Below are 18168 nucleotides of genomic sequence, written 5' to 3'. Positions count from 1 at the left end.
ACATGACGTCGGAGGGTGGTTGCGAACTCGTTCGGGGGCGGGTGATCGGCCGGGTGATCGACGCTGGGGAGGGGGCGGGAGGCGGGACGGCGGGCGTCGGGGATCGGGTAGGGTGGGGGCAGCCCCTCACGCGGCGCTATCTGACTGAACTCCCCCAGGGCCGGAAGGCAGCAAGGGTAGGTTGGCTCTGGCGGGTGCGTGAGGGGTCTTCTGCGTCCGGGGGCTCCCGATCCAGGGCTCCGGACCCGGGGCTTCGGCATCCGGCCCGCCCGGCGCCGCCGGGATCTCCGTTCTCGCGGCCGATGACTCCCGCCCTTCGGTCCTCGTCCCCTCCGGCGGGGGGTCCGTGTTGTCAGTGGGCGCCTATAACCTCGTAAGCGTGTCGTCTCTCGCGCTGTACCGCCGCTATCGCCCGGAGTCGTTCGCCGAGGTCATCGGGCAGGAGCATGTCACCGACCCGCTGCAGCAGGCGCTGCGGAACAACCGGGTCAATCACGCGTACCTGTTCAGCGGGCCGCGCGGCTGCGGGAAGACGACCAGTGCGCGCATCCTCGCCCGCTGTCTGAACTGCGAGCAGGGGCCCACGCCGACACCGTGCGGAGAGTGCCAGTCCTGCCAGGACCTGGCGCGGAACGGACCGGGTTCGATCGACGTCATCGAGATCGACGCGGCCTCGCACGGCGGTGTGGACGACGCCCGTGACCTGCGCGAGAAGGCGTTCTTCGGACCGGCCGGCAGTCGGTACAAGATCTACATCATCGACGAGGCCCACATGGTCACGTCGGCCGGGTTCAACGCGCTGCTGAAGGTCGTCGAGGAGCCGCCGGAGCACCTCAAGTTCATTTTCGCGACCACCGAACCCGAGAAGGTCATCGGCACGATCCGGTCGCGTACGCACCACTATCCGTTCCGGCTGGTGCCCCCCGGCACGCTCCGGGAGTATCTCGGCGAGGTCTGCGGCAAGGAGAAGATCCCGGTCGACGAAGGCGTCCTCCCCCTCGTCGTGCGCGCGGGGGCCGGCTCCGTGCGTGACTCGATGTCCGTCATGGACCAGCTGCTGGCGGGCGCGACGGACGAGGGCGTGACCTACGCCATGGCCACGTCGCTGCTCGGATACACCGACGGTTCGTTGCTCGACTCGGTCGTCGAGGCCTTCGCCGCCGGGGACGGGGCCGCGGCCTTCGACGTCGTCGACCATGTCATCGAGGCCGGCAACGACCCGCGGCGGTTCGTCGCCGACCTGCTGGAGCGTCTGCGCGACCTGGTGATCCTGGCCGCCGTGCCGGACGCCGTCGAGAAGGGCCTCATCGACGCCCCCGTCGAGGTGCTGGAGCGGATGCAGGCCCAGGCCGGCGTCTTCGGCGCCGCCGAGCTCAGCCGCGCCGCCGACCTGGTCAACGAAGGCCTCACCGAGATGCGCGGCGCCAACTCGCCTCGTCTCCAGCTCGAACTGATCTGCGCCCGCGTGCTCCTCCCCGCCACCTACGGCGACGAACGCTCCGTCATGGCCCGCCTGGACCGCCTGGAGCGCGGGATCAACTTCGCGGGAGGCGCCGCCGGTCCCGCCCTGGGGTACGTGCCCGGCCCCGAGGCGCACGGGGGAGCGGCCGTCCCACCCATGGGTACGGGCGTGACTCCGCACGCCGGACAGCCCGCCGCCCACGCCCCGCAGGCCGCGCAGGTCGCGCCCGGTGGCGGGCCCGCCGCCGCCCGGGCGGCGGTGCGGGGGGCCGCGGGCGCGACAGGCACACCGGGCCCGGACCCGTACGGGGCGCCGGCACCCGTCGCCGGACAGCCGACCCCGGCTCCGCCGATCGCCCCGGCCGCCGCGCCGACCGCCCCGCCACCGCCTCCCACCGCCCCCGCGCCCCCCGACCCGGTCGCGGGCCCCACGCCCCCCGCCAACGCACCCGCCTCCACCCCCGGCTCCTGGCCCACCCCCGCCTCGGCGGGCGGTGGGCGCCGTCCCGGCGGATGGCCGACGGCCGCGCCCGCCGGCGGTGGCCCCGGCCCCGCGCCCGGAGCCCCGGCCGCGCCCCCCGCCGCGGGCCCGCCCGCCGCGTACGCCCAGCCCAGCGCCCCTACGGCCCCCCAGGCCCCCGCCGCCCACCACCCGGCTCCCGGCGGACCCGACCCCCGCACGCTCTGGCCGAACATCCTGGAGACGGTGAAGAACCGCCGCCGCTTCACCTGGATCCTGCTCAGCCAGAACGCGCACGTCACAGGGTTCGACGGCACGACCCTGCAGATCGGCTTCGTCAACGCGGGCGCCCGCGACAACTTCGCGAGCAGCGGCAGCGAGGACGTCCTGAGAGCGGCACTGGCCGAGCAGTTCAACGTGCACTGGAAGATCGAGGCGGTCATCGACACCTCGGGCGGATCCGCCGCACCGGTCGCCCCCGGCGGCTACGGGTCCCCGGCGCCGGCCGCCGGTGGCTACGGCGGTGGCGGCACGGGCGGCGGCCACGGCGGTGGCGCCGGCGGTGGGTACGGCGGCTCCCCGGCCCCCGCGCCCCGCCCCGCCTCTCCCCCGTCCTCGACGGCCTCCGGCCCGGCGTCCCCCGGTCCGACCGCGCCCCACCGGTCGGCCCCGGCCGCCCCGCCCGTCGCAGCAGCCCCGCCCTCGCCCCCCGAGCCCCCGCCCGTCTCCCCCGAGGACGACACCCCCGAGGACGACGACCCCGACCTCGACGAGTCCGCCCTCTCCGGCCACGAACTGATCGTGCGCGAACTGGGGGCGACCGTGGTCGAGGAGATCACGAACGAGTAGCGGGCCGGCAGCGGTGTGGACCGTCGCCGTAGGGCCCTGTTCGCCGCTCCGACTCGTACGATCCGACGAACCCGCCCCGTCCCACTCTTCGGGCGCCCCCACAAAGCCCCCCACCCCCTCCGGCTAGGCTGACCCCGTGAAGGTCCTTGTCATTGGCAGCGGTGCTCGTGAGCACGCGCTCTGCCGTTCGCTGTCCCTCGATCCCGATGTCACCGCACTCCACTGCGCACCCGGCAACGCGGGCACGGCGGAGGTCGCCGAGTCGCACCCGGTCGACGCGCTGGACGGCGCCGCCGTGACCGCGCTGGCCACGCGGCTGGAGGCCGACCTGGTGGTCGTCGGCCCGGAGGCCCCGCTGGTCGCGGGCGTCGCCGACGCCGTGCGCGCGGCGGGCATCCCGGTGTTCGGCCCGTCCGGCGAGGCCGCTCAGCTGGAGGGCTCCAAGGCCTTCGCCAAGGAGGTCATGGCCGGAGCCGGCGTGCCGACCGCGCGGTCGTACGTCTGCACCACCGCCGAGGAGATCGACGAGGCGCTGGACGCGTTCGGCGCGCCGTACGTCGTCAAGGACGACGGGCTCGCGGCCGGCAAGGGTGTCGTCGTGACGGCGGACCTCGCCCAGGCCCGCGAGCACGCGCTCGCGTGCGGCCGGGTCGTCATCGAGGAGTTCCTGGACGGCCCCGAGGTCTCCCTCTTCGCCATCACCGACGGCGTGACCGTTGTCCCGCTCCAGCCCGCGCAGGACTTCAAGCGCGCGCTCGACGGCGACGAGGGCCCCAACACCGGCGGCATGGGCGCGTACTCGCCGCTCCCGTGGGCCGACCCGAAGCTGGTCGACGAGGTCCTGCAGACCGTGCTGCAGCCGACGGTCGACGAGATGCGGCGCCGCGACACCCCGTTCTCCGGTCTGCTCTACGCGGGCCTGGCGATCACCGGCCGAGGCGTACGGGTGATCGAGTTCAACGCGCGGTTCGGCGACCCGGAGACCCAGGTCGTCCTCGCCCGTCTCAAGACCCCGCTGGCCGGTGTCCTGCTGGCCGCCGCCAACGGCACCCTCGGCGACCTCGAACCCCTGCGGTGGAGCGGCGACGCGGCCGTCACCGTGGTCGTGGCCTCGCACAACTACCCCGGCTCACCGCGCACCGGCGACCCCATCACCGGCCTCGACGAGATCGCCGCCGTGGACGCCCCGCACGCGTACGTCCTGCACGCCGGCACCCGGCTCGTGGGCGACGAGGTCGTCAGCGCCGGCGGCCGGGTCCTGTCGGTCACGGCCACCGGTGAGGACCTCACCCAGGCCCGCGACCGTGCCTACACCGCCGTCGCCCGCATCGGCCTCGACGGCTCCCAGCACCGGTCGGACATCGCGGCGAAGGCGGCGGTGGAGGCGGCGGCGGAGGCGTGACCGACTGACGGTCGTGGACCGGCCCCGCCCCTCCACGCCCCCGCGTCCTTCCCTGCGCATCCCTGCACATCCGTCCCCTTCACGACATCCGCATGCGAAGCATCAGCAACGGGTACGAACCCCAGGCCCCGGAATCCCTCGGAGACACCCAGGAACCCCTGGGAAGCCGTCGGAATCCGGGGCCCGATCCTTGCCCGGCGTCCTTCACCTCTCCCCAGAGCCATTCCATCGAGTGAGCGATGGCCCATCCGGCTGACGACGGCCGGGGCCCCAACTAGGGTGCGGCGCAAGCGTTCCGGCACTTGGCCCACCGGCATTGCGATGTCGGTGGTCGGTGCCACAGTGGGGGAGTGAGCAACGTCAGGGCATTCGGCGGCGACCACTGCGACGAGCAGTCGTCGCAGGCGTCGCGGTGTGCGCCGCACGGGACAGCAGGGGGTGACGTCGGGTCGTGACCGGTATGGCAGGTGGTGAGGAGGCGGGCGCGCAGGCCGCGCGCGCCCGGGCTCTCGCCGTGCTGCGGGTCCGCAGCAGGGCGCTGGCCGTGGCGGTGCTGCCCGCGGCCGTCGCCGTCGTCCTGTTGGCCGGCGGGTCGACCGGCCATCTGACCGGCCCCGGCTGGTCCATGGCGAGCCGGATCGTGTCCGGCCTCGCCCTCGCCGTGCTCCTCGCCGCCACGGGCATCGCGCTCGTCGTCGCCCGTGCCCGGCCCGCCGTGAGCCCCACGGTCATGGTCACCGAGAAGGCCGCGCCCGATCTCTACCGGCTGGTCCGGGACCTGGCCGACCGCCTGGACGTCCCGCCCCCGTCCGCGATAGCGCTCACCCCGGACTGCGACAGCTGGCTGGAGGACCGCACCCACCCGTCCCACCACCAGCCCGACGCGCCCCGCCACTCCTCGACCGACGGGGCCGACGGGGCCGACGGGAGCGATGTGGTCGACGGTGGGGCCGCCACGGCCGGTGACCGCGGCACGGGGCGTGGCGACGAGATGACGGACACGCGCGGCTCGTCACCCGGCCTGCCCTCCCCTCTGCAGTCCCGTCTGGGGTCCGGGCCGGAGCCAGGGCTCTCCTCCCACCGTCGCCACCGCGCGCCCACCGCGCCGGTGCTCGTCATCGGCTCGCCGTTCCTGTGGTGGATGCGGGTCGGTGAGCTACGAGCGGTGCTGGCCCCGGTCGTGGCGGGTACGGGTCCGTCGGCGCACCCGGACATAGCCGCGGCCCGCCGTTTCGTCCGAGGGCTGGACGCGGCCGTGGCCGTCAGCTCGGCCCCGTCGCACGGCGTGGTCGTCCGTACGGCGCTGGGCGGAGTCGGCTGGGTGACCCGGATGCTCCTGCGCGGCTGTCGGGGGCACGCGGCCGAGATGGAGCGCGGGGTCGCCGCCGCGGCGGCCGAGCGCGCACAGGCTGTGGACTACGGTCTGCGGATCGTCGCCCAGGAGCAGGTCGGCCTCGCCTACGCGGGCTGGGACCGCCTCCTCACCCGGGTCGCGCTGCCCGCGTGGCGGATGGGCCGGTGGCCGTCCCGTCTGGACGCGGGTGTCGTGGCCGCGCTCACGGAGTTGTCACGCCGAGACCGCCTCGCCGAGGGCTTCGCCTCCCGGCTGGGCGAGCGCCCCGCCTGCGACCTGCTCGAAGAGCCCGGCACGGTCGACGAGGCCGCGTCCCTGCTCGCCGCCCGCCTCTTCCACGGCGGCCCCGCCGAGTCCGGCCCCGACTGGTCGCCGGTCGACTGGCACGAGTATCCGGACGAGGTGGTCGACCGCAAATGGCGCGCCGACGCGGCCCGCCTCCACCGCGTCCTCGACGCGCTGGGCGTCCGCCACCCGGCGAGCGACCCGACCATCGACCCCACCGGCCCGGCCCACGGCGGCCCCACCCTCTCCCGGGTCCTGACCCACCTGACCACCGCAGCCGCCGCCGATCCGCATCTGTCGGCCACCGAGGCCACCGCAGCCACCGAGGCCGCCGAGTCGGGTCCCCGGACGACGACCGCGCCGCACGGCCACCCGTCCCCCCACCCCGCCGCCGGACGCGCGACGGCCCCAGAGGCGGACCGCGAACACGAGCACAACCCCGACCTGGAACCGGACAGCCACCACATATCCCCGCACGACGCCGGCGACACCACTGACCCCGGCCCCGACCCCGACCCCGCCCTCGACACCGACGACGAATCCGGCCCGGCCACCCCCCAGTCCGCCGCCCTCGCCGCCGCCCTGACCGCGGAACTGGCGCGCGAGGAGGCCACGGTCCCGGCCGAGGGCCACCCCGTGGCCGGTGGGGCCGAGGCGCAGGGCCCGGACCGGGCGCTGTGGGACGACGGGCTGCTGCCGCTGTTCCCGATGCAGCCGCCCCGCACGGGCCGCGAGCTGCTGACGGAGCACGTCGCCGCGATGGTGTGCTGCGCGGCGATGGACACGGCGGGCGCCACCCCGGGCCTGGACTGGCTGGACGGCCCCTCCCTCCTCGTCGACGGCGTACGGGCGGCCGACCTCGCTCCCCGTGTCCTCACCCTCGTGGAGGACGGCGACCCGGTCCCCCTCCGCGACTGGCTCAGCCGCCTCGGCGTCCGCCCGGAGAAACCGGTCCGCCTGGTCTGAACGCCCGGAACGTCCGGTCCGAAGGCCTGCCCGACACTGGTCCTGAGGCCGCTCCTGAGGATGGTCCTGGGGGTGTTGTGGCTGGTCGGAAGGGGGTGTCCGACTCCTCATCCGGATCTCGCCGTTCCACTCCCACCGATTCACGACGAACGGTGACGGCGCGCGTGCGTAATGTGATGTGCTGGGACAGGTCGCGTACGGAGCACGTGCTCACGACAGCTCACGACGGCTCACGGGGCGAGGGAGGGGAGAACTCATGGGCTCGGAGCAGCACCACATCCGCCGCTGGGAATCGGGCGCCCTCGCCCACGCGGTGACGGACCCCTTCGGCCAGGGCCCGGTCCCCTGGCTGCGGGGCAATGTGACGTACTTCGACGACACCGGCCAGGTGGTCCCCTGGTACGTGGACCCGGGCCCGCCCGAGTCCCCCGCATCCGCCCGGGGCGCCCGTGCCCGCGTTCCCGCCCCCCGCGTCCCGCCGGGCCCCCGATCCGCCGACGACGTGCGCCGGCAGATCAAGGGGTTCACGGCGACCGGCGCCGCCGCCCCCGGCCAGTCCATCGACTTCCACGTCACCGTGGACCCGCCCCAGGAATTCGGCGTCGACATCTACCGCATCGGCCACTACAGCGGCGACGGCGCGGCGAAGATCACCACCAGCCCCCGGCTGTCCGGCATCGTCCAGCCCCCGCCCCTCACCGCCGACCGCACGGTCTCCTGCCACCACTGGTGGCTCTCCTGGCGGCTGCAGATCCCCAGCTACTGGAACGTCGGCGCGTACGTGGCGGTCCTGACCACCGCCGACGGCTACCGCTCGCACGTCCCGTTCACCGTCCGCGACGACCGTCAGGCCGACCTGCTGCTCCTGCTCCCGGACATCACCTGGCAGGCGTACAACCTGTATCCGGAGGACGGCCGCACCGGCGCCAGCCTCTACCACGCCTGGGACGAGGACGGGCGGCTGCTCGGCGAGTCCGAGGCCGCGACGACCGTCTCCTTCGACCGCCCCTACGCCGGCGCCGGCCTTCCCCTCCATGTGGGCCACGCCTACGACTTCATCCGCTGGGCCGAGCGCTACGGCTACGACCTCGCCTACGCCGACGCCCGCGACCTGCACGCCGGCCGCGTCGACCCCAGCCGCTACCGGGGGCTGGTCTTCCCGGGGCACGACGAGTACTGGTCGCCGCAGATGCGCCGCACCACCGAACTCGCCCGGGACAGCGGCACCTCGCTGGTCTTCCTCTCCTCCAACACCATGTACTGGCAGGTGGAGCTGAGCCCCTCGCCGTCCGGAGCCGCCGACCGCCTCCTCACCTGCCGAAAACGCCGGGGCCCCGGCAAACCCGCACTGTGGCGCGAAGTCGACCGCCCCGAGCAGCAGTTGATGGGCATCCAGTACGAGGGCCGGGTCCCCGAACCGCACCCCCTGGTCGTGCGCAACGCCGACCACTGGCTCTGGGACGCGACCGGTGCCCATGAGAACGACGAGCTGGAGGGCATGGTCGCCGGCGAGGCCGACCGCTACTTCCCGCGCACCCCGCTCCCCGAGCACCAGGGCCGTATGCTCCTCGCCCACTCCCCGTACCGGGACAAGGACGAGGTCGTCCGCCACCAGGAGACCTCGCTGTACCGAGCCCCCTCCGGCGCCTGGGTCTTCGCATCCGGAACGTTCGCGTGGTCCCCGGCCCTGGACCGCCCGGGCCACGTCGACCCCCGGGTCCAGCGAGCCACGGCAAACCTCCTGGACCGCATCTGCAAACGCGACTGAGCGCGCCGAACACAGCCCCTGGCCAAGACCGGTCGCCCGCGTACGGGAGAATCGAGCCACTTGGACATCACCACGGGGAGGAACCGTGTCCGGATTCGTAGAAAAGCCCGAGCCGATCCAGGTTCCGGGCCTGGTGCACCTGCACACCGGCAAGGTGCGCGAGCTGTACCAGAACGAGGCGGGCGACCTCGTGATGGTCGCCAGCGACCGAACGTCCGCGTTCGACTGGGTGCTGCCCACGGAGATCCCCGACAAGGGGCGCGTCCTCACGCAGCTGTCCCTCTGGTGGTTCGACCAGCTCGCCGACCTGGTCCCGAACCACGTCCTGAGCACCGAGCTCCCGCCGGGCGCCCCCGCCGACTGGGCGGGCCGCACGCTCGTCTGCAAGTCGCTGAAGATGGTCCCGGTGGAGGCGGTGGCCCGCGGCTACCTCACCGGCTCGGGCCTGCTGGAGTACAACGACTCCCGCACGGTCTGCGGTCTCGCCCTCCCCGAGGGCCTGGTCGACGGCTCGGAGCTGCCGGCGCCGATCTTCACCCCGGCCACCAAGGCCGCCGTCGGCGAGCACGACGAGAACGTGTCGTACGAGGAGGTCGCCCGCCAGGTCGGCGCGGAGACCGCCGCCCAGCTGCGCCAGACGACCCTCGCCGTGTACGGCCGCGCCCGGGACATCGCCCGGGACCGGGGCATCATCCTGGCCGACACCAAGTTCGAGTTCGGCTTCGAGGGCGACACCCTCGTCCTCGCCGACGAGGTCCTCACTCCTGACTCGTCCCGCTTCTGGCCGGCCGATCTGTGGGAGCCGGGTCACGCCCAGCCGTCCTTCGACAAGCAGTTCGTCCGCGACTGGCTGACCTCGGACGCCTCCGGCTGGGACCGCAAGAGCGAGCAGCCCCCGCCGCCGCTGCCCGAGGAGATCGTCGCCGCGACCCGCGCCAAGTACGTGGAGGCGTACGAGCGTCTGACGGGGATCGGCTGGAGCTAGCGGATCGAAGAAGGCCCCGGTCCACTGGACCGGGGCCTTCTTCGATCTATCTCACGAGCGGACGACCAGGTTCGAACTGGCGACCTCAACCTTGGCAAGGTTGCGCTCTACCAACTGAGCTACGTCCGCGCTGCGCCGTGGCGCGAGGCCTACTATACCCAACCTCGCTCCCGTGCGAGACGCACTGCCGCGTGCCGGTTCTCGACCCCGAGCTTGGACACGGCCGACGACAGATAGTTCCGGACCGTCCCCTGGGACAGTGCGGCCCGTTCGGCGATCTCCACGACGGGCGCCCCGTCGGCCGCCAGTTCGAGCACCTCGGCCTCCCGCGCGGTCAGCGGGGAGTCGCCGGAGGAGATCGCGTCGGCCGCCAACTCCGGGTCCACATAACGGTTCCCCGCGTGCACGGTCCTGATGATCTCCGCGAGCCTCTGCGCGCTGACGGTCTTGGGGACGAACCCGCGCACACCTGCCGCAAGTGCCCGCTTCAGATGGCCCGGCCGACCGTGACCGGTGACGATCAGCACGCGGCAGCCCGGCAGTTCGGCCCGCAGTGATGTGGCGACCCTCACACCGTCCGCCCCCGGCATCTGCAGGTCCAGCACGGCCACGTCCGGCTCGTGCGCCATCGCCATCGCCAGCGCCTCCGGCCCGCTCGCCGCCTCCGCGACCACCGCCAGGTCCTCCTCCAGCGACAGCAGCGCCGCCAGCGCGCCCCGGATCAGATGCTCGTCGTCGGCCAGCAAAAGCCGCACGGGCCGCCCCGCCCCCTCCGGCGCGGCAGACGCACCGGGCGCACCGGGACCACGGGGCACGCCAGGCACACCGGGCACGCCAGGCACACCGGGACCACCGCTCACGCCGCTCACGCAGCGCCCCCCGGTACGACCGAGGCGGCCGAACCCCGCGCGGCCGAGCCGGACGCGGAGGCCGCCCCCGACCCCGCCCCCGCCCCTGCCCCCGACCCGGCTCCCGAGGCGATCCCCGGCCCCCCTGAGCCCAGCGGCACCCGCGCCACCACCCGGAACGCCTCCCCGCCCACCGGCCCCGCCTCCAACGTCCCGTCCACCGCCGCCAGCCGCTCCCGCAGCCCGGCGAGGCCCGACCCCGCGCCGACGGAACGGCCGGTGTCCTCCGGAGCACCCGTCGCCCGTATCCCGTCGTTCTCCACGGTCAGCACCGCCTGCCCCTCCGTCACCTTCAGCGCCACCGCACACCGCGCGGCGTTCCCGTGCCGCAGCACGTTCGTCGTTCCTTCCCGCACCACCCAGGCGAGCGCGGACTGCACCTCGCCGGGCAGCCCGGCGACCTCGGCCCCGTCGACCGAGCAGTCGATGCCGGCCGCCGCCAACACGCCCTGCGCACCGGCCAGTTCGACGCCGAGGTCGGCCTCCCGGTACCCCCGCACGACCTCCCGCACCTCACGCTGCGACTCCTGCGCGATCCGCTGGACCTCGATCATCTGCTCGACGGCCTCGGGCCGCTCCCGGCGCGCCAGCTGGACCGCCAGCTCGCTCTTCAGGGCGATGACCGCGAGGTTCCGGCCGATCACGTCGTGCAGGTCCCGCCCGAAGCGGAGCCGTTCCTCGGCGACGGCGAGGCGGGCGCGGGTCTCGCGGGCGTCGGCGAGTTCGTAGACGGCGTCGAGGAGCCAGACGGAGAAGACGGCCGTGAAGGCGAGCGCTCCGCCGCTGATCAGCACGACCGCCGCCGTGATCAGCGCGGCGGGCCCCGGTGTGCCCAGCAGGAGGGCCAGGAGCGCTGAGCCCACCGCGAAGCCGCCGACGATCGCCAGGACCTGCTTCCGGTCGCGGACACCGAGTGTCACGTTACCGACGCCGAAGATCGCCACGATGCTGAAGATGCCGGCGTTGTCGGTGACGTCCCCCCTCACCGCGTGCTGGGCGATCACGAAGGTGAGGACGGCGACCACGGCGGTGACGGCGGTGAGCCCCCACATCAGCCGTACGGGCTGTGCCCGCCGGCCGCGCGTCCAGTCGAGTGCCCGGGACGCGGTCACCGCACAGGTCGCGGCGTGCACGCTCACCATGAGCAGCATCAGCCAGCCGGCCGGCCGCCCCGGCCCCACCTCGGCGAAGGCCGGCAGTCCGGCCGCGAGGAGCTCGATCACCGCGAACATGTGGAACGACCACCGCGTGTACGCCTCCACCTTCGCCGGCGTGCTTTTCACCCGCCACCATGCCCCCGGCCCCCGCATGCCCCAACCCCCCTCATCGACGCGGTTCCCAGCGGAACCACCGCCGTACAGCAAACACCGCGATCACGGTCCAGGCCAGCGCGGTGGCGACGGCGCCCAGGGTGTCGTACGCGGACAGGTCGCCGGTCCAGCCGCCGCGCACCAGGGTGATGACCGGGGTGAGCGGCAGCAGTTCGAGGAAGGAGGCCAGACGGTCCGGCAGCACTTCGAGCGGCACGGTGATGCCCGACCCGAGCAGGGACACGAACATCAGCGGCAGGCTGGTGACCTGCGCGCTCTCGGCGGTCCGGCTGAAGCTCGCGGTGACCGCCGCCAGCGCCACGCACAGCACGACACCCAGCAGCAGCCCCAGCACGGCCAGGTGCGGCGCGGACGGTGCCTTCATGTCCAGCAGGACCGTGCACCCGATCGCGACGAGCACGCACTGCGCGAGCGCGATGCCGGCGGCGGGCAGCGCGGCGCCGACCAGGATCTCCGGGTCGCGCAGCTCACCGGTCCGCAACCGCTTCAGCACCAGTTCCTCGCGGCGGACGACGAAGATGTTGGTCAGCGCCGTGTAGACCGCGAAGAGCAGCGAGAAGCCGACGGCGGCGCAGAGCATGACCGTCCCGACGTCCAGTCCCGCCTCGGCGAGGTCCATCTGGTCCGTCGCCGACCGCACGCTGAGTGGCAGCAGCAGCGGCACGAACAACGCCGTGAACAGCGTGGCCCGGCTCCGCCCCAGCAGCGTCAGCTCGGCGCGGGCGAGCGCGGTCATCCGCCCCCGGAGAGTCGTCGTCCCGACGGCCGCGACGACCGGCGCCGCCCCCGTTCCCCCAGCCGCACCCGTCCCCATACCCGTACCCGTCCCCTTGGTCGTCCTCATACCGCCACCCCGCCCTTGCGTGAGCCCTCGCCCGTACGCGCTCCCGTGTCCGTGCGGGACTCCGTGTCCGCACGCGCCGCCTCCGCCGACTCCCGCGCGATCCGCAGGAACGCCTCCTCCAGCGAGGCCGACCGCACCTCCAGCCGGCGCAGTTCGATCCGTGCCCGCTCGGCCCACAGCAGCAGTCCGGTGGCCGCCCGCTGGAGTTCGTTCGTGCGCAGGACCACCACGCGGTCGTGCTCCTCGTGCCCGGTGACGCCCAGTTCGCCGAGCGGCGGCAGGTCGCCGAGGAAGTACCCGGCGGGCAGTTCGAAGGAGATGCGGGAGGGCTGGGAGGCGGTCACCTCGGCCGGGGTACCGGTCACGGCGACGGCGCCCTCGTGGAGGATGGCGAGCCGGTCGGCCAGGTCCTCGGCCTCCTCCAGGTAGTGCGTGGTGAGCAACACGGTCGTCCCCCCGTCCCGCAGCTCCCGCACCAGTTCCCAGGTGTCCTGGCGGCCCTCCGCGTCGAGCCCGGTCGTCGGCTCGTCCAGGAACAGGACCTCGGGGCGCCCGAGCAGCGCGAGCGCCAGGTCGAGGCGCCGCTTCTCACCCCCGGACAGCTGCTTGACCCGTACGCCGGCCCGCCGCCCGAGCCCGACGATCTCCAGCGCCTCCCCGACGGGCCGCGCGCCGCTGGTGCAGCCGGCCCACATCCGTACCGTCTCGGTGACGGTCAGCTCGGAGGGGAAGCCGCCTTCCTGGAGCATCACGCCGATGCGGGGGCGTACGGCCGCACGCTCCCCGTAGGGGTCGTGCCCGAGGACCCGTACCCGGCCGCCGGACGGCGGAGCGAGACCCTCCAGTACCTCGACCGTCGATGTCTTGCCCGCGCCGTTGGTGCCCAGGAGCGCGAAGAGTTCTCCCCGGCCGACGGAGAAGGTGATTCCCCTTACGGCCTCGAAACCGCCCCCGTACACGCGGCGCAGGTCGGTGACCTCGATCACGTTCTCGTGATCGTGAGTGCTCACGTCGTCGTGCCCGTTCGTCTTCATGTCCTCAGCGTCCCGTCGGGGAGGGCCGCGGAGCAGTGCGCGGTGTCATCACTCGGCATGACAAATGTCAGAAGCGGGGGACGGCCAAGACGCCAAAGACGTCAAAGAGGTCCAGGACGTCCAGGACGTCAAAGGGGGAGTCTGGGGAGTCGCGCACGAGAGGGGCGGTCGCGCACACGAAGAAGGCCCCGGTCCAGTGGACCGGGGCCTTCTTTCACGAGCGGACGACCAGGTTCGAACTGGCGACCTCAACCTTGGCAAGGTTGCGCTCTACCAACTGAGCTACGTCCGCATTGCCTCCGACCGGCTCCCACCGATCGGCGCGAGGACTACTTTACCTGATCCACAACAGTGGTCCGGTAAGTGATCCAGAGCGGGTGACAGGAATTGCACACTGCGCCTTCCCCCTGGAAGGGGGATGTTCTGCTACTGAACTACACCCGCGTGACTCCGGTGAGCCGGGCCTTTCGGCCTTGCCCCTCGGCGTGCTCCAGACTCTAGCTGATCCGCCCGGGGGCAACGCAAGTCGGTTGCCGTCGGGGCCCAAGTCGGCCGCCCCCGGGGTCCGCTGACGAACCCTGAGGACCGGCCGACCCTGGCGGTTACTGCGCCTCGGCGAACGCCTCGTAGACCCGCTTGGGGATCCGGCCGCGCGCGGGGACCTCCAGCTTGTTGGCCTGGGCCCAGGCGCGGACGGCCGCGGGGTCCGGAGCGACCTGGGTCTGCTGGTACGCCTTGCCCGACCTCGACCGCTTGCGGCCGGCGTCCACGTAGGGTGCGAGCGCCTTACGCAGTTTCTTGGCATTGGCTTCGTTCAGGTCGATCTCGTACGACTTGCCGTCGAGTCCGAAGGCGATCGTCTCCGCCGCTTCCGAGCCGTCGATGTCGTCGGAGAGAGTGACCACGACACGCTGCGCCACGAATATCGGTCCCTTCGTGCGACATCTCTGTCGTTGACGTGCCCTGACGTCAGGAAGATGTCGGCTGTCCGGCTGTTATTTGGGCAAAGTATCGGCTATTGCCAATTCATTTGTACAGTGCCCGGCATTGCAATGTGCAGACAGACTTAATCCGCCCGCGTGTCCCTCGCGCAATAGGGATCCGGGATCTTTCCCAGAAGTTTTCATGAGGGTGATCACCTGATACCGGATCGTGACCGCCGTCACCCGGAATCCCTGTAGTTTCCTACGAATCTACCCGCGTAGAAATTTTGTACGGGTAGTCTGAAGGAACCTGCTCAGCACCACACACCGGGAGTGCCAGTGGCACGCGTCGTAGTCGACGTCATGCTCAAGCCGGAGATCCTCGACCCCCAGGGCCAGGCGGTGCAGCGCGCGCTGCCGCGTCTCGGTTTCGAGGGCGTCTCCGACGTACGTCAGGGAAAGCGATTCGAACTGGAAGTTGACGGACCGGTGGACGACGCCGCGCTCGCCCGCATCCACGAGCTGGCGGAATCCTTCCTCGCCAACACCGTGATCGAGGACTTCACCGTCAAGGTCGAGGAAGTCGCGGAGGCCGGAAAGTGACCGCTCGTATTGGCGTCGTCACCTTTCCCGGCAGCCTCGACGACCGGGACACCCAGCGTGCGATCAGGCTCGCCGGTGCCGAACCCGTCGCTCTCTGGCACAAGGACAAGGACCTCCACCAGGTCGACGCCGTGGTGCTGTGCGGCGGTTTTTCCTACGGCGACTATCTGCGCGCCGGAGCCATCGCGCGCTTCTCGCCGGTGATGGGCACGCTCATCGAGCAGGCGAAGGCCGGACTGCCGGTCCTCGGCATCTGCAACGGCTTCCAGATCCTCACCGAGGCCCACCTCCTGCCCGGCACGATGCTGCGCAACGACCACCTGCACTTCATCTGCCGTGACCAGAAGCTGCGGGTGGAGAACGCCGAGACCTCCTGGACCACCGACTACACGGCCGGCCAGGAGATCCACATCCCGCTGAAGAACAACGACGGGCAGTACGTCGCCGACGCGTACACGCTCGACAAGCTGGAGGCCGAGGGCCGTGTCGCCTTCCGGTACCTCGACTTCAACCCCAACGGCTCCCAGCGGGACATCGCCGGCGTCACCAACGAGGCCGGCAACGTCGTGGGCCTCATGCCGCACCCGGAGCACGCCGTGGAGCCGCTGATCGGCACCGGCCGCACCGACGGCCTCCCCTTCTTCACCTCGATCCTCAAGAAGCTGGTCAACGCATGAGCCGGACGCCTCTGGACACGGTCGAGCACGCGGCCGCGACCCCCGACGTCGAGCTGCCCTGGGCCGAACTGGGCCTGAAGAAGGACGAGTACGAGCGGGTCGTGGAGATCCTCGGCCGCCGCCCGACCGGTGCCGAGCTGGCCATGTACTCCGTCATGTGGTCCGAGCACTGCTCGTACAAGTCCTCGAAGGTCCACCTCCGCCAGTTCGGCGAGAAGGCCCCGCAGTCCGACGCGCTCCTCGTCGGCATCGGCGAGAACGCCGGCGTCGTGGACGTCGGCCAGGGCTACGCGGTCACCTTCAAGGTCGAGTCGCACAACCACCCCTCGTACGTCGAGCCCTACCAGGGCGCGGCCACGGGTGTCGGCGGCATCGTCCGCGACATCATCGCGATGGGCGCCCGCCCGGTCGCCGTCGTCGACCCGCTGCGCTTCGGCGCGGCCGACCACCCCGACACCAAGCGCGTCCTGCCCGGCGTCGTCGCCGGCATCGGCGGCTACGGCAACTGCCTGGGCCTGCCGAACATCGGCGGCGAGGTCGTCTTCGACGCCTGCTACCAGGGCAACCCGCTGGTCAACGCCGGTGCCATCGGCGTCATGCGGCACGAGGACATCCACCTCGCCAAGGCCTCCGGCTCGGGCAACAAGGTCATCCTCTACGGTGCCCGCACCGGCGGCGACGGCATCGGCGGCGCCTCCATCCTGGCCTCCGAGACCTTCGACGACGCCAAGCCCTCCAAGCGCCCCGCCGTGCAGGTCGGCGACCCCTTCCAGGAGAAGCTCCTCATCGAGTGCACCCTGGAGGCCTTCAAGGAGAAGCTGGTCGTCGGCATCCAGGACCTCGGCGCGGCCGGCCTGTCCTGTGCCACGTCCGAGCTTGCCTCGAACGGCTCCGGCGGCATGCGCGTGACGCTGGACGACGTCCCCCTGCGCGACTCGACCCTCTCGCCCGAGGAAATCCTCATGAGCGAGTCGCAGGAACGCATGTGCGCGGTCGTGGAGCCGGAGAAGGTCGACCGGTTCCTGGAGATCTGCGACAAGTGGGACGTCATCGCCACGGTGATCGGTGAGGTCACCGACGGCGACCGGCTGGAGATCTTCTGGCACGGCGGCAAGATCGTCGACGTCGACCCGCGCACGGTCGCGCACGACGGCCCGGTCTACGAGCGCCCCTACGCCCGCCCCGAGTGGCAGGACGCGCTCCAGGCGGACGACGCGAACAAGCTGCCCCGGCCGGCGACGAGCGAGGAACTGCGGGAGCAGGTCCTGAAGCTGGTCGCCTCCCCGAACCAGGCCTCCAAGTCCTGGATCACCAGCCAGTACGACCACTTCGTGCAGGGCAACACGGTGCTCGCCCAGCCCGAGGACTCCGGCATGATCCGCGTCGACGAGGAGAGCGGCCTGGGCGTCGCCATCGCGACCGACGGCAACGGCCGCTACGCCAAGCTGGACCCGTACCACGGCGCCCAGCTGGCCCTCGCGGAGGCGTACCGCAACGTCGCCACCACCGGCGCCAAGCCGCTGGCCGTCTCCGACTGCCTGAACTTCGGCTCCCCCGAGGACCCGGCGGTCATGTGGCAGTTCGCGGAGGCCGTGCGCGGTCTCGCGGACGGCTGCCTGCAGCTGGGCACCCCGGTGACCGGCGGCAACGTCTCCCTGTACAACCAGACGGGCGAGGTGGCCATCCACCCCACCCCGGTCGTCGCGGTCCTCGGCGTCATCGACGACGTGGCCCGGCGCACGCCGGTCGCCTTCCAGGAGGAGGGCCAGCTGCTCTACCTGCTCGGCGACACCCGCGAGGAGTTCGGCGGCTCGGCCTGGTCCCAGGTCGTCCACGACCACCTCGGCGGTCTGCCCCCGCAGGTCGACCTGGAGCGCGAGCGCCTGCTGGCCGAGATCCTGATCTCCGCCTCCCGCGACGGCATGATCGACTCCGCGCACGACCTCTCCGACGGCGGTCTGATCCAGGCGGTCGTGGAGTCGGCCCTGCTCGGCGGCAAGGGCGCCCGCCTGGTCGTCCCCGACGGTCTGGACGCCTTCACCTTCCTCCTCTCGGAGTCGGCCGGCCGCGCCGTCGTGGCCGTCCCCCGCTCCGAGGAGCTCCGCTTCAACGACATGTGCGGCGCCCGGGGCCTCCCGGCCACCCGCATCGGTGTCGTCGACGGCGACGCGGTGGAGATCCAGGGCGAGTTCACCCTCCCCCTGGAGGAGCTGCGCACGGCCCACGAGGGCACGATCCCGGCGTTGCTGGCGTAGTCCCCGTACGACGGCGAAGGCCCCGCCGGATGGAAGCATCCGGCGGGGCCTTCGCCGCGTCCT

At 72.4% G+C, this 18168-nt stretch carries 13 protein-coding genes, 3 tRNA genes and 1 other RNA gene; 9 read left to right on the top strand and 8 right to left on the bottom strand.

What is annotated here, in order from left to right; all coding sequences use genetic code 11:
* The first annotated feature begins 117 nt into the window (after window positions 1-117).
* From ffs to ACWCRJ_RS39225, 6 genes are all read left to right on the top strand, one after another.
* Window positions 118-214: signal recognition particle sRNA small type (ffs, locus tag ACWCRJ_RS39250), an RNA gene on the top strand.
* Window positions 215-379: 165 nt separating this feature from the next.
* Entirely contained in the window at window positions 380-2770 is a 2391-nt protein-coding gene (locus ACWCRJ_RS39245) for a DNA polymerase III subunit gamma and tau (protein ID WP_450943778.1), read from the top strand.
* A gap of 136 nt (window positions 2771-2906) precedes the next feature.
* On the top strand, window positions 2907-4172 hold the full coding sequence (gene purD / locus ACWCRJ_RS39240; protein ID WP_450943777.1) for a phosphoribosylamine--glycine ligase: 1266 nt from the start codon (window positions 2907-2909) through the stop codon (window positions 4170-4172).
* Between the two features lie 460 nt (window positions 4173-4632).
* Window positions 4633-6777 carry a hypothetical protein gene (locus ACWCRJ_RS39235; protein ID WP_450943791.1) on the top strand — a complete coding sequence of 715 codons (2145 nt, stop codon included), beginning with the start codon at window positions 4633-4635 and terminating at the stop codon, window positions 6775-6777.
* Window positions 6778-7033: 256 nt separating this feature from the next.
* Window positions 7034-8545: a N,N-dimethylformamidase beta subunit family domain-containing protein gene (locus ACWCRJ_RS39230; protein WP_450943776.1), complete on the top strand. Its 1512-nt coding sequence runs from the start codon at window positions 7034-7036 to the stop codon at window positions 8543-8545.
* Between the two features lie 85 nt (window positions 8546-8630).
* On the top strand, window positions 8631-9530 hold the full coding sequence (locus ACWCRJ_RS39225; RefSeq protein WP_450943775.1) for a phosphoribosylaminoimidazolesuccinocarboxamide synthase: 900 nt from the start codon (window positions 8631-8633) through the stop codon (window positions 9528-9530).
* Between the two features lie 56 nt (window positions 9531-9586).
* Here the strand turns inward: ACWCRJ_RS39225 and ACWCRJ_RS39220 are convergent.
* The 8 genes from ACWCRJ_RS39220 to ACWCRJ_RS39185 all read right to left on the bottom strand — a co-directional run bounded on the left by ACWCRJ_RS39220 (window position 9587) and on the right by ACWCRJ_RS39185 (window position 14567).
* Window positions 9587-9659: transfer RNA gene (locus ACWCRJ_RS39220), tRNA-Gly, on the bottom strand.
* 23 nt (window positions 9660-9682) lie between these two features.
* Window positions 9683-10285: a response regulator gene (locus ACWCRJ_RS39215; protein WP_450943774.1), complete on the bottom strand. Its 603-nt coding sequence runs from the start codon at window positions 10283-10285 to the stop codon at window positions 9683-9685.
* Window positions 10286-10395: 110 nt separating this feature from the next.
* On the bottom strand, window positions 10396-11748 hold the full coding sequence (locus ACWCRJ_RS39210; RefSeq protein WP_450943773.1) for a sensor histidine kinase: 1353 nt from the start codon (window positions 11746-11748) through the stop codon (window positions 10396-10398).
* Window positions 11749-11761: 13 nt separating this feature from the next.
* Window positions 11762-12583 (bottom strand): ABC transporter permease, encoded by an 822-nt coding sequence (locus ACWCRJ_RS39205; RefSeq protein WP_450943790.1) that lies wholly within the window; start codon window positions 12581-12583, stop codon window positions 11762-11764.
* A gap of 26 nt (window positions 12584-12609) precedes the next feature.
* Window positions 12610-13647 (bottom strand): ABC transporter ATP-binding protein, encoded by a 1038-nt coding sequence (locus ACWCRJ_RS39200; RefSeq protein WP_450943772.1) that lies wholly within the window; start codon window positions 13645-13647, stop codon window positions 12610-12612.
* Between the two features lie 219 nt (window positions 13648-13866).
* Window positions 13867-13939, bottom strand: a tRNA-Gly gene (locus ACWCRJ_RS39195).
* Window positions 13940-14019: 80 nt separating this feature from the next.
* Window positions 14020-14091: transfer RNA gene (locus ACWCRJ_RS39190), tRNA-Gly, on the bottom strand.
* A 158-nt stretch (window positions 14092-14249) separates the two neighbouring features.
* Window positions 14250-14567 (bottom strand): histone-like nucleoid-structuring protein Lsr2, encoded by a 318-nt coding sequence (locus ACWCRJ_RS39185; RefSeq protein WP_046914972.1) that lies wholly within the window; start codon window positions 14565-14567, stop codon window positions 14250-14252.
* A gap of 342 nt (window positions 14568-14909) precedes the next feature.
* Here ACWCRJ_RS39185 and purS point away from each other — a divergent pair, with 342 nt between their 5' ends.
* Genes purS through purL form a run of 3 tightly spaced genes read left to right on the top strand, consistent with a single transcriptional unit; the run spans window position 14910 to window position 18105 of the window.
* Entirely contained in the window at window positions 14910-15173 is a 264-nt protein-coding gene (purS, locus tag ACWCRJ_RS39180; protein ID WP_005482678.1) for a phosphoribosylformylglycinamidine synthase subunit PurS, read from the top strand.
* Window positions 15170-15850: a phosphoribosylformylglycinamidine synthase subunit PurQ gene (gene purQ, locus ACWCRJ_RS39175; protein WP_005482676.1), complete on the top strand. Its 681-nt coding sequence runs from the start codon at window positions 15170-15172 to the stop codon at window positions 15848-15850. Before purS ends, purQ begins: the two co-directional genes overlap by 4 nt.
* Window positions 15847-18105: a phosphoribosylformylglycinamidine synthase subunit PurL gene (gene purL / locus ACWCRJ_RS39170; RefSeq protein ID WP_450943771.1), complete on the top strand. Its 2259-nt coding sequence runs from the start codon at window positions 15847-15849 to the stop codon at window positions 18103-18105. Before purQ ends, purL begins: the two co-directional genes overlap by 4 nt.
* Window positions 18106-18168 lie beyond the last annotated feature (63 nt).

This window comes from Streptomyces sp. NPDC002324 (assembly GCF_053593335.1).
This window is presented reverse-complemented; position numbering and strand designations above follow the sequence as displayed.